General features: G+C 68.4%; 12 protein-coding genes. 3 read left to right on the plus strand and 9 right to left on the minus strand.

The window, feature by feature from the left end:
* Position 1 precedes the first annotated feature (1 nt).
* Complete coding sequence (locus tag E3U25_RS12970) at positions 2–487, plus strand: hypothetical protein (protein WP_114537851.1); 486 nt, start codon at positions 2–4, stop codon at positions 485–487.
* 3 nt (positions 488–490) lie between these two features.
* On the plus strand, positions 491–2,560 hold the full coding sequence (locus tag E3U25_RS12975; protein ID WP_116222696.1) for a heavy metal translocating P-type ATPase: 2,070 nt from the start codon (positions 491–493) through the stop codon (positions 2,558–2,560).
* A 129-nt stretch (positions 2,561–2,689) separates the two neighbouring features.
* Here the strand turns inward: E3U25_RS12975 and E3U25_RS12980 are convergent, their stop codons facing one another.
* The 7 genes from E3U25_RS12980 to E3U25_RS13010 are packed head-to-tail and all read right to left on the minus strand — an operon-like array spanning position 2,690 to position 8,837.
* The gene (locus E3U25_RS12980) at positions 2,690–3,427 is read right to left on the minus strand and encodes an aspartate/glutamate racemase family protein (protein ID WP_208861649.1); all 738 of its coding nucleotides are present in this window, start codon (positions 3,425–3,427) and stop codon (positions 2,690–2,692) included.
* A 44-nt stretch (positions 3,428–3,471) separates the two neighbouring features.
* A complete protein-coding gene (locus tag E3U25_RS12985; RefSeq protein WP_072462565.1) occupies positions 3,472–4,179 on the minus strand; it encodes an aspartate/glutamate racemase family protein in 708 nt (235 codons plus the stop codon).
* 7 nt (positions 4,180–4,186) lie between these two features.
* Positions 4,187–4,909 (minus strand): ABC transporter ATP-binding protein, encoded by a 723-nt coding sequence (locus E3U25_RS12990; protein ID WP_036755114.1) that lies wholly within the window; start codon positions 4,907–4,909, stop codon positions 4,187–4,189.
* 4 nt (positions 4,910–4,913) lie between these two features.
* Complete coding sequence (locus E3U25_RS12995) at positions 4,914–5,696, minus strand: ABC transporter ATP-binding protein (protein WP_036755116.1); 783 nt, start codon at positions 5,694–5,696, stop codon at positions 4,914–4,916.
* On the minus strand, positions 5,693–6,709 hold the full coding sequence (locus tag E3U25_RS13000; protein WP_240540221.1) for a branched-chain amino acid ABC transporter permease: 1,017 nt from the start codon (positions 6,707–6,709) through the stop codon (positions 5,693–5,695). Before E3U25_RS13000 ends, E3U25_RS12995 begins: the two co-directional genes overlap by 4 nt.
* Positions 6,710–6,719: 10 nt before the next feature.
* Positions 6,720–7,589, minus strand: coding sequence for a branched-chain amino acid ABC transporter permease (locus E3U25_RS13005; protein ID WP_036755119.1), 870 nt, complete (start codon positions 7,587–7,589; stop codon positions 6,720–6,722).
* Between the two features lie 60 nt (positions 7,590–7,649).
* On the minus strand, positions 7,650–8,837 hold the full coding sequence (locus E3U25_RS13010; protein WP_116222697.1) for an ABC transporter substrate-binding protein: 1,188 nt from the start codon (positions 8,835–8,837) through the stop codon (positions 7,650–7,652).
* 215 nt (positions 8,838–9,052) lie between these two features.
* Between E3U25_RS13010 and E3U25_RS13015 the strand changes: the two genes are divergently transcribed.
* Positions 9,053–9,763, plus strand: a complete 711-nt coding sequence (locus tag E3U25_RS13015; RefSeq protein ID WP_072462566.1) for a GntR family transcriptional regulator — start codon at positions 9,053–9,055, stop codon at positions 9,761–9,763.
* A 60-nt stretch (positions 9,764–9,823) separates the two neighbouring features.
* On the opposite strand, the gene E3U25_RS13020 is transcribed toward E3U25_RS13015, so the two are convergent.
* Both E3U25_RS13020 and E3U25_RS13025 read right to left on the minus strand, forming a co-directional pair.
* Positions 9,824–11,029, minus strand: a complete 1,206-nt coding sequence (locus E3U25_RS13020; RefSeq protein ID WP_244295295.1) for a multidrug effflux MFS transporter — start codon at positions 11,027–11,029, stop codon at positions 9,824–9,826.
* Positions 11,026–11,496 carry a MarR family winged helix-turn-helix transcriptional regulator gene (locus E3U25_RS13025; protein ID WP_036755127.1) on the minus strand — a complete coding sequence of 157 codons (471 nt, stop codon included), beginning with the start codon at positions 11,494–11,496 and terminating at the stop codon, positions 11,026–11,028. Before E3U25_RS13025 ends, E3U25_RS13020 begins: the two co-directional genes overlap by 4 nt.
* Positions 11,497–11,599 lie beyond the last annotated feature (103 nt).

The following is an 11,599-nucleotide window of genomic DNA, read 5'->3' on the forward strand; positions in this document are numbered from 1 at the left end:
CATGTCGAGCAAGGATAACGGCGGGGTGCATTATCACTATCACTTCTACGGCAGCCAGGGCTGGCCGGCGCCCGATCCGGCCCAGCAGATGGCCCCTCAGCCCCAGCCGCAACCTCAGCCATGGGCCGGCCCGCCGGCCTTTCCCGGCTATCGCGGCCAGCCCGGCCAGCCCGCGCCGGGCATGGCCAATCCGCACCCGCATCCGCAGGCGGATTCGCTGGTCAAGGGGCTGGCGGTCGGCGCCGGCGCGGCCTGGCTTCTGACCAGCGAGCCGGCGCAGCGCGTCATCATGCGCACCGCGGTGCAGCTTTGGGCGACGCTGCAGGGCGGGATCGAGGAGTTGAAGGAACGCTATCACGACGCCGAGGCCGAAGCGGCCGCCGAAGCCGCGGCGACGCCCGAAGCCCCCGCCGAGGCCCCCGCCGAGCCCCAGGCGGCGGTCGATCCCCAGGCCGACCGCAGCGGCCCGCGCCCGGTGAACGGCTAGGCCATGCGGATCGCCCATGAACTGCCCGGCCGCCTGCGCCTGCGGCTGCCGGCCGATGCCGCGCTGATCGCGCGGGCGGGGGCGGCGATCCGCGCCCTGCCGGGCGTGACCGGGCTGCGGGTGAACCGGCGGGGCGGCTCGGTCGTGGTCCTTCATGACGGCCGCCCCGGTCTGCGCGCACGCATCCTCGCCACCGCCGCCAACCCGCCCGCCCATGCCGAGGGCTTCGTGCCGCCCGAGGGGGCGGACGGGCTGGACCTGGCGCTGGCGGCTGGCTCGGTCGCCGGGGCCTTCGCCCTGCCGCGCCCCCTGGCCGCGCTGGCCACCTGGGCGAATGTCGCCCGCCCGGTCCTGACCGGCGCCGGGGCAGCGCTGACCCAGGGGCTGAAGGTCGAGGTGCTGGACGCCATCGCCATGGGCCTGCCGGCGCTGCGCGGCGAATACGGCACGGCGAACTTCACCCGCTTCCTGATGGAGCTGGCGAATTACATCGAGGCGGGCACCGAGCAGCGCTCGGACGAGCTGTTGCGCACGCTGCTGCACCGCCGCCCCGACGACGTCTGGGTCGAGCGCGGCGGCCAGACCGTCCGCGTCCCCTTCGACAGCCTGCAGGGCGGCGAAAGCGTCGTGGTCGGCATGGGCGAGACCGTGCCCGTCGACGGGCTGGTGCTGGCGGGCGCGGGCTATGTCGACCAGTCGGCAGTGACGGGCGAAAGCCTGCCCCTGTCGCGGATGCCGGGCGAGGTGGCGCTGTCGGGCGGCATCGTCACCGACGGCCGGCTGGTGATCCGCGCCGACCGGGTGGGCGACGCCACCACCACCGGCCGCATCACCCGCTATATCCAGGAGGCGCTGGAACGCCCGGCCGAGATCGAGACCGTGTCCGAGCAGCTTGCCGACAAGCGCATCGGCATCACGCTGGCCTCGGCCGCCGGGGTCTTTGCCGCGACGCGCGACTGGCGGCGGATGGAATCGGTCTTCATGGTCGATTATTCCTGCACCGTGAAGCTGGGCACCCCCATCGCCATCAAGAGCGCGATGTATCGCGCCGCGAAACAGGGCTGCCTGATCAAGTCCGGCCAGGCGCTGGAGGCGCTGGCGGGCGTCGATACGCTGGTCTTCGACAAGACAGGGACGCTGACCCACAATACGCTGCAAGTCACCGACATCGTGCCGCTGGCCAGGGGCGTGGACGAAGAGCGGGCCGTGGCCATGGTCGCCTCGCTGGGGGAACACACCGCCCATCCCATCGCCCGCGCGGTGGTGGAACTGGCGCAGGCCCGGCATCTGGCCCATGTCGCGCATGAAGAGGTGAACTTCATCGTCGGCCACGGCGTCGAGGGCAGGATCGGCGGCAACGTGATCCGCTTCGGCAGCCGGCATTTCCTGGAAGACGACGAACATGTCTCCTTCGCCGCCGAACGCGCGCGGGTCGAGGCGCTGAAGGCCGAGGGCAAGTCGATGCTCTATGCCGCGCAGGACGACCGCCCGCTGGCGATGTTCGCCCTGCGCGACCGGCTGCGGGACGAGGCGGCGCCGGTGCTGGCGCGGCTGCGGGCGATGGGCATCCGGCGCATGGTGATGATCACCGGCGACGCGCGCGAAAAGGCGCTGGCCTTCGGCCGCGTGCTGGGCATGGACGAGGTGCATTACGAACAGCAGCCCGAGGACAAGGCCAGCCTGATCGCCGCGCTCAAGGCGCAGGGCGCCAAGGTCGCCTATGTCGGCGACGGGGTGAACGACGGGCCGGCGCTGATGGTGGCCGATGTGGGCCTTGCCATGCCGCGCGCGGCCGACATCGCGCGGGCGACCGCCGACGTGCTGCTGGTCGAGGACCGGCTGGACGCCTTGGCCGACGTGCTGGAGATCGCGCAGGACACGATGGCGCTGATCCGCTCGAACTTCCGCGTCGCGGTGGGGGTGAACTCGGCAATCCTGGCCGGGGCGACGACGGGCCTGCTTGCGCCCGCGACCACGGCGCTCTTGCATAACGGCACGACCATCGCGGTCCTCGTCCGCTCGATGCGGCATCGGCGGGCGCTTGGCATGACCCGCAGGCCCGTCGGCGCCTGAGCGGCGCCAGGCCCGGCCGTTCCGCAGGCTTGCCGCGACGGCGATCCGCCTTGCCTGGCCGGCATCACGGCCGCGCCCGGCCGCGGTCGGCTTGCCGTGCGGATCACCCGGCCGCGGCCGGCGACGGCCCTAGTCGATCCCGGCCAGGGCGGCCCTTGTCGCCGCCGCCACCGCCACGACCAGCGGAACCTGGAACTTGTCCTGGATGCGCATCGCGGGGGCCGACAGCGGGCCGCCGCCCATGATGATCGCCGCCGCGCCCTTTTCCGCGATGGCCCGTTCGACCGCATCCGCCAGCGCGGCGTCCAGCGCATCGGCATCCTTGACCAGCTCGTTCGGATCCCCCTCCGTCACCGTGACGCCCTGGTATTGGTCGGCATAGCCCAGCTCCTCGGCCCGCAGGCGGAAGGATTCGAGCAGCCCCTCGTCGGGGGTGATGGTCACGATGGAGAAAGGCCGGCCATCCCGCGCCGCCTCGTGGAACGCCTCTTCGCCGATGCCGAAGACACCGATCCCGGTCACGGCCTGGCGCAGCTCCGGCAGGCCCGGATCGCTGAAGGCGGCCACGATGACCGCGGCGACGCCGGGCTCGGCAGCAACCTCCTGCCCGATGGCGGCGACGCCCCTGGCGGCATTCGCCATGTCCTCGGGCGTGGTCAGCAGCGCGGGAACGCCTGCATTCGTCCGCTCGACGATGGTGGCGCGGTCGCCGGCGACGCCGCGGGCCAGATCGGCCATGCTTCTGGTCGCCTCGGCATTGGAATTGGGGTTGATCAGCACGATGGCGGGCGTTTCCGCCAGCGCCTGGGGAGCAGTCGCCAGGGTCAGCATCAGCGCGGCCAAAACCGGATGGGTGCGGTGTTTCATCTGTCTTACCTCCGTGGGATCAGGATGCGCGGGGCGCGCCAGGGTCAGGCCGGGGCCAGCTTGTGTTGCGGCACCGGGGCATAGCCGCCCAGGCGGGACGTCCGCAGCTTCAGCCGCACCATCGCCTCGCACAGGGTCACGGCACAGCTGACCCCGTCCAGGACGGGGACGCCATGTTCGGCGGCCAGCCGCTCGGTCAGGTCGGTCATCCCGGCGCAGCCCAGCACGATGGCCTCGGCCCGGTCGTCGGCGATGGCGCGGGCGATCTCGCGGCCGATGCGGGCGCTGGCGTTGCTGCCCGGCTCTTCCAGCTCCAGCACGGCGACCTCGGACGAGCGCACCCGCCCGCATCGCGACCACAGGCCATAGCGGTGCAGGTTGTGTTCCAGCGCCGGGACCGAGCGCGCCAGCGTCGTGACCACCGAGAACCTGTTCGAGATCAGCGAGGCCATGTGATAGGCGGCCTCGCCGATGCCGACCACGGGAATGTCGGTCAGGCAGCGCGCCGCATCGAGGCCGGTGTCGTCGAAACAGGCGATCACCACAGCATCGACATCGGGGGTCTCGCGGATCACCTGCAACAGGCCCGACAGGCTCATCGCCTCGTCATAGAAACCCTCGATGGAGGCCGGGCCGCGGGCGGGGTTGGCCGCCACGATCTCGGTTCCGGGCGAGGCCGCGCGCCGGGCGGCGGCGGCGATCTTTTCGGTCATCGAAGCGGTGGTATTGGGGTTCAGAACCAGAATGCGCATGTTTTCCTCAGACATCCCCGCCCAGATAGGCGGCCTTGACGCGCGGGTCGTTCAGCAGCTCGCGCGAATTGCCCGACAGGACGACCTGTCCCAGGGACAGCGCATAGGCCCGGTTCGAGATGGACAGCGCCATGCGGCTGTTCTGCTCGACCAGCAGGACCGACACCCCCTCGTCGCGGCTGATGGCGACGATGGCGCGGGCGATGTCCTGCACCAGCTTGGGCGCGATCCCCAGCGAAGGCTCGTCCAGCAGCAACAGCCTGGGCTTGGCCATCAGCGCGCGGCCGATCACCATCATCTGCTGCTCTCCGCCCGAAAGCGTGCTGGCCTGCTGGTTGAAGCGTTCGCGCAGGCGGGGAAACCGCGTCAGGATGCTTTCCAGCGTCTGTTCGATGCCGGGCTTGTCGCTGCGGGTGAAGGCCCCCATCAGCAGGTTGTCCTTGACGCTCATCAGCGGAAAGACGCGCCGTCCCTCGGGGACCATGGCGATGCCTTTCCTGACGACCTCGGGGGCGGAGGTGCCGTCCAGCCGCTCGCCCATGTAGGTGATCTGGCCGGACTTGATCTTGCGCAGGCCGGTGATCGCCCGCAGGATCGAGGACTTGCCGGCCCCGTTCGCGCCGATCAGCGCCACGGTCTCGCCCTCGTTCAGTTCGATGGACACGCCTTTCAGCGCATAGACATGGTCGTAGTAAAGCTCGACATTGTCGAAGCTGAGCATCCTGGTCATGCGCTTACATCCCGATGGCCGCGTCTTCCGAGCCGAGATAGGCTTCGATGACGCGGGGGTTGGCCTGAATCTCGGCGGGGCTGCCCTCGGCGATCTTCTCGCCGAAGTTGATGCAGACGATCCGGTCCGAGATCTTCATCACCGCGGGCATGTCGTGTTCGACCAGCAGCACGGTCACGCCGCGTTCGTCGCGCAGCCTGCGGACCAGGGCGACCATGCGCATGGTTTCGTCGTGGTTCATGCCGGCGAAGGGTTCGTCCAGCAGGATGACCTGCGGCTGCGTGGCCAGGCCGATGGCCATGCCAAGCGCCCGCAGATGCCCCTGCGGCAGGTTCGAGGCCAGTTCGTCGCGGATGGCGCCCAGGCCCAGGAAGTCGATGATCTCGTCGGCCGAGCGGGCGAATTCTGCCTCGTCCGCGCGCGCGGTGGCGGTGCCCAGGAAATAGCCCAGCAGGCTGGCGCGCGAGCGCAGGTGATGCGAGACGATGACGTTCTCGCGCACGGTCATCGACCGGAAGATGGTGGTTTCCTGAAAGGTGCGCACCACGCCCAGCCGCGCCACCCTGTGCGGGGCCAGCCCCGAGATGCGTTCGCCCTTGAAGCGGACCTCGCCGGTGGTCGGCTTCTCGAAACCGGCGATCTGCTTGAACAGCGTCGATTTCCCGGCGCCGTTCGGCCCGATCACCGACAGGATCTCGCCGGGTGCGACGTCGAAGCTGATGTCGTTGTTCGCCGTCAGCCCGCCGAATTTCTTGGTGACGTTGCGGATTTCCAGGATCGGGCTCATTTGCCGCCCCCCTTCCGGTCAAACAGGCTCAGCACGCCGTTCGGCAGCACCAGCATCAGCGTGATCATCGCCCCCGAATAGATCAGCAGCTGGTATTTCCCGGCCACCGACAGCAGATCCCAGCCGAAATACAGCAGCAGCGTGCCCAGCATCGGGCCGAAGACATAGCCCAGGCCGCCGAGGAAGCAGTAGAGCATGAAGTTCACGCTGTCCTGCACCACGAAGGACGAGGGATAGATGGATTGCGAGATCGACACGAACATCGCCCCCGCGACGCCCCCGAAGAAGCTGGAGATGGCATAGGCCATGATCCGCAGCCATGCGGTGTTGACGCCGATGGAGGCCGAAAGCTCTTCGTTCTGCTGCAGGCTGCGGCACAGGTGGCCCAGGCGCGAGTTCACGATCCGCCACAGGATCACGTAGACCAGGATCATCAGGCCGATGGCGGCGAAATAGAACGCCTGGCGCGGGTTCTGCAGCGTGGCGAAATCGGGGATCAGGGTGATGCCGAAGACCGAGACGCCCCCCGGCAGCGGGATCGAGGTGATGCCCTTGGCCCCGTTCGTCACCGGCAGGGCCAGCGCGGTCAGCCGCGCCACCTCGGTCAGCACCAGCGTGACCATGGCGAAATAGACGCCGCGCAGCCGCAGGATCGGTAGGCCGATCAGCACCGAGATCAGCGCGCAGAACAGCCCCGCCAGCGGCAGGGTCAGCCAGAAGCTGACGCCCGCCTGCGTGATCAGCACGGCCGAGACATAGCCGCCGGCCAGCGCATAGGCCCCCTGTCCGATGTTGATCCGCCCGATATAGAAGGTCAGCCAGACCCCCGCCGCCCCGATGGACAGCAGCGCCACCGAGGTCAGCGTATAGTAGAAGTCCCAGCGGCCGGTCGCCGCGATGAACATGGGCACGGCTGCGAAGACGAAGGCCAGGAAGGCGGCCACGCCCAGCATCTTGGGCATCGTCAGCCCCTTGCCGGCCGCCAAGGGCGCGGCGTGCGGTTGGTTTTGCATCGTCATCGCCTCAGCCCCAGGGTTTGCCCATCAGGCCCTGCGGCCGGATGGCAAGGAAGATCATCAGGGTGGCGAAGATCACCAGATAGGTCACGTCGCCATAGGAGGACAAGACCGACAGGCCGACGCTTTCCATCATCCCCAGGATGAAGCCCCCGGCGATGGCGCCCGAGATCACCCCGGCGCCGCCGATCATGATCATCAGGAAGGCCTTGATCGAGGTGGGCCCGCCCATGCCCAGGTTGACGCCGGTGATCGTGACCAGCAGCGCCCCGACCAGCCCGGCCAGCATCGCGCCCATGGCAAAGCCGATCATGGAATAGCGGTCCACGTCGACGCCCATCAGCTGCGCCGCCACCCGGTCCTGCGCCAGGGCCCGCATGGCGCGGCCGGCCTTGGAATATTGCATGAACAGGATGAAGGCGACGATCAGGCCGATGGCCAGCATCCCGATCAGGATGCGGTCATAGGGCATGATGATGCGGAAGTCCCAGTTGAAGACCCCGTTGACCACCTTGGGCACGCCGCGCTGCTTTTCGCCGAACAGCAGCAGGATCACCGCATCCAGGAAGAAGGCGATCCCCGCCGCCAGCAGCATGGTGGATTCGTCGCGCTTGGAGCGGCGGATGACGGGGCGGAACAGGAACCGCTCGATCAGCCCGCCCAGCACCGCCAGCACCAGGGCCGAGGCGACCAGCCCGACGATGAACGGCATCCCCAGCTGCGCCACGACGGTGTAGCAGACGAAGCCGCCCAGGACATACATCTGCCCATGCGCGAAGTTCAGCACGTTCATCAGTGAAAAGATAAGTGTCAGGCCCAGGGCGATCAGGGCGTATTGCGCACCCAGATACAGGCCGTTTGCGATGATCTGTTCCATCCCGTCCTCGTGTGTGAAACCGGGGCCATGCGGTCGCAAGGCCCCCGACGCGATGCGGCGTCAGTCGACCTCGGCCACGAACAGGGTCTCGAACTTGCCGCCGCGGTATTCGTTCACGACCAGCGGCACCGAAACCTGCCGCTTCTGTCCGAAGGAACTTTCGCCGACATAGCGCAGCTTGGCATCGCCGACCATGAAGGGGTTGGGCGCCTCGAAGGTGTCGATGGTCTTCTTGAACTCCTCGACGTCGCTGATCGCGGCGGGGTTCGCCTTCAGCGTCTCGATGATGTATTCCAGCGCATAGATCTTGGTGTTCGACTCGTCGTTATATTCGCCGAACATCTTGGTATAGCGCTCCACGAATTCGCGCATCGCGTCCGAGGCCAGCTCCTCGGTCGAGGCGCCGCCGACCGAGATGAAGCCCTCGGCCAGGTCGCCCGCGCCCTCGGCCAGCACGCTGGCATCCTGCGCGGTCTCGGTCGAGATCAGCCCCTCGTAGCCCAGTTCGCGCGCCGAACGGATCAGCTGCGGCGCGTTGGCGGGCGACACGCCCGACAGCACCAGCAGGTCGGGCTGCGCCTGCAGCACCGGCAGCAGGACCGGGGTGAAGTCGGTGGTGTCCACCTGGTAGGTCACCTTGTCCGACACCACCTCGAGCCCCAGCGCCTTGGCCGCCTCGATGCCGGAATCGCGTTGGCTCAGCGGGTCGGATTCATTGGCGGCGACGAAGGCCACCTTCTTCACGCCCTTGTTCTCCATCAGGTATTTGTAGATCGCCGGGCCGGACTGATAGTTCGCGACCATGCCCAGGATGGCGTTCGAGGCGGGGGCGACATAGAGCGTCTTGGGGAAGGCATAGGGGAAATAGATGATGCCTTTCTGCTCGGCGACCGGGCGGACGGCGGCCGCGCCGTCGTCGACATTCGGGCCGACGACGTAATGCACGCCGTCCTGCGCCATCTTTTCCATCCCGGCGATGGCGCGCTTGGGATCCTTCTGGTCGTCGAAGGCGACGATCTGCACGTCATAGGTCGTGTCGCCGATCTGCACCCCGCCCAGTTCGTTCAGCCAGGCCGCGCGGGCCTCCATCGAGCGCTGGTTGGAAATGCCCCAGGCGGCCGCCGGGCCCGAGGTCACGCCCACGAAGCCGATCTTCAGCTTGGCATTCTCGGCATGGGCCGCCGGGATCAGCGCCAGGGTGGCGACGGCGGCCAATGCGGTGGATTTCAGAAAGCTACGACGCAGCATGAGTTCAGTTCTCCCTGTCTGTTGACTGTCCGGGCAGCGGCTCCAGGCCGCCGCACGGGTGCTTTTGCGATTTTCGACAAGGCCCATCGTGAACCCGTTAACAGATATGTCAACAATTATGTTAACAATCTGGATCGCGTCGGATTCTTGTTGTAGCCTGGGTTAGACCCTATTTTCGGGGGAACAGAAGGGCATTGCCGGGGAATTGACTGTCGATGGAGTTCGCAGCAGCACAGGACGAAAGCACCGAAATTGGTGAAGAAGACATCGTCGAGCATATTTTCGAAGCAGTCATAGAACAGCGCCTGCCCCCCGGCACCAAGCTTTCCGAATCGGCCCTGTGCGATGCATTCGGCGTCGGGCGGATGCGGATCCGCCGGGCGCTGCTGCTGCTGGCCAGCCGCCAGATCGTCGATCTGCAGGCCAATCGCGGGGCCTTCGTCGCCAGCCCGACCGCGGAACAGGCGCATGAGGTCTTCGAGGCGCGGCTGATGCTGGAACCCTCGATCACCCGCCTTGCGGTGCAGCGCGCGACCGATGCCGAAATCGCCATGCTCGCCGCCCATATCGAGCGCGAGCACGAAGCCCACCACATCGGCAGGCGCCGCGACGCCATCCGCCTGTCGGGCCAGTTCCACGGCCTCCTGGCGCAGGTGGCGGGCAATTCGGTGATGCTGCGGATGATGCGCGAGCTGATCACGCGCACCTCGCTGATCATCGGGATTTTCGGCGCGCAGGACATGACCGATTGCCGCGACCACGATCATTCCCGGATCGTCGATGCGATCCGCCGGCGCGATGCCGAGGAAGGCGCGCGCCTGATGCAAGAGCATCTGGCCCAGATCAAGCGCGACCTGGACCTGTCCGGCCGTGCCACGAACGCGCTTGACCTCGTGTCGATCCTGAAGCGCCAGGGCACGTCCTGAGCCAGCCCCCGGCAAGGCCGCGCGGGCCGGCCGCCGCCGGCTCGGTCCGGGATCGCCGCGTCAGGCCCGGCTGCGATGCGCGATGTGGAACGACAGCTGCGCCAGGATGCCCGCCGCCGTCAGCACCAGCGCCGCGGCCAAGGCCGGATTGCCGCCGATGCCGCTGAGCGCGGCGCAGGCCGCGCCGATCACCATCTGGATGAAGCCGTAAAGCCCCGAGGCCGAGCCGGAGGCGGCCGGATCGAGGCTCAGCGCCTCGGACAGCGCCATGGGCGAGGCGAGCCCGGCGCCGAAGCTCAGCACCAGCATCGGCAGGACCGCCAGGGCCACGCTCAGCGTGCCGCTCAGGACCGCCAGCAGGAACAGCACGGCCCCCAGGCAGCTGATCAGGTTGCCCGCCACCATCAGGCGCCCCATGCGGATGCGGCCCGCCAGCCGGCTGGCGGCAAGGCTGCCGAACCATACGCCCAGCACGTTGAAGGCCAGGTAGAAGGCGACCTCGCTGGCCGGGCGGTGCAGCTGGTCGACGAAGATGAAGGGGGCGGCGCCGAGATAGGCATAGATCGCCGTCGTGGCGAAGCCGCCGCCGATGGCATAGCCCAGGAAGCGGCGCGAGCCCAGAAGCCCGGCATAGCTGCGCATCACCCGACCCAGATCCCGGCCGTGCAGGTCGGGGCCATGCGGCAGGCGGCGCCAGACCAGCAGCAGGTTTACCAGCCCCAGCGCACAGAGGACCAGGAAGATCGAGCGCCAGCCGGTCGCCTCGGCCAGAAGCGCGCCGACCAGCGGCGAAAGGCCCGGCCCGACCATGACCATCAGGTTCATGAGCGACAGCTTCCTTGCCGCCTCTTCGTGCGAATGGCCGTCGCGCAGCATCGCCCGGCCCAGGACCAGGCCCGAGCCGCCGCCGATCGCCTCGAAGAAGCGCGCGACGATCAGCATCTCGATGGTCGGGGCCAGGAATGCCGTCGCCCCGGCAAGGGCATAGATCACCATGCCCGCGATCAGCACCGGGCGGCGCCCGAAAAAGTCGGCTATCGGCCCGTAGACGACCTGCGCCAGCGCCAGGCCGACGACATAGGCGCTGAGCGTCATCTGCGCCGCGCCGGCGGTGGTGCCAAAGGCCGCGGCCACCATCGGCAGCGCCGGCACGAAGATATGGATCGCCATGGTGCCGCCCAGGGTAAGCATGGCCAGCAGCCACAGCGGCGCGGGCGCCGGGGCGGTTCGCCAGCCTTGCGGCTCGTGACAGGTGGCCATGGTCATGGGGCGTTGCCTTTGTCGGTTCGTTCCGGCGCCAGCCGGTCAAGGATGCGTTGCAGGACGTCGCGGGCGGCGGCGATCCGGTCCTCGTCGATGCCGGCCAGCACCTCGGCCTCCAGCTCGCGCGAGACGGCAAGGGCGCGGCGGCCCAAAGCCTCTCCGGCCGGGGTCAGGCTCAGGGCCTTGGCGCGGCCGTCCCGCGGGTCGGGCGCGCTGCGCACCAGCCCGTCGGCCTCGAGCCGGGCAAGGATGCGGACCAGGGACGAGCTGTCCAGCGACAGCGCGGCGGCCAGTTCCTTTTGCCGGACCGGCTCGCCTGCGCGGGCCAGCTGGACCAGCGGCGCCAGGCCGGCATCGGTGACTTTGCAGCCCTGCAGCCTGTGGTCGATGGCTTGCCGCCAGCGGCGGCTGGCCTGGCCGATCAGCCTGCCCAGTCGGGGCGGCCGGCCCTGCTCGTCGTCTTCGGACATCGGGAGATCCTGCTGTGATGCAGAAATAGATGGCATCCAAACCAATTCGCCGCAACGCATGAGATTGCAAACGAGCTATGCGCTGACGGGGCAGCCGTCGGCT

This window comes from Paracoccus versutus, assembly GCF_029909795.1.
Classification (GTDB): Bacteria; Pseudomonadota; Alphaproteobacteria; order Rhodobacterales; family Rhodobacteraceae; genus Paracoccus; species Paracoccus versutus.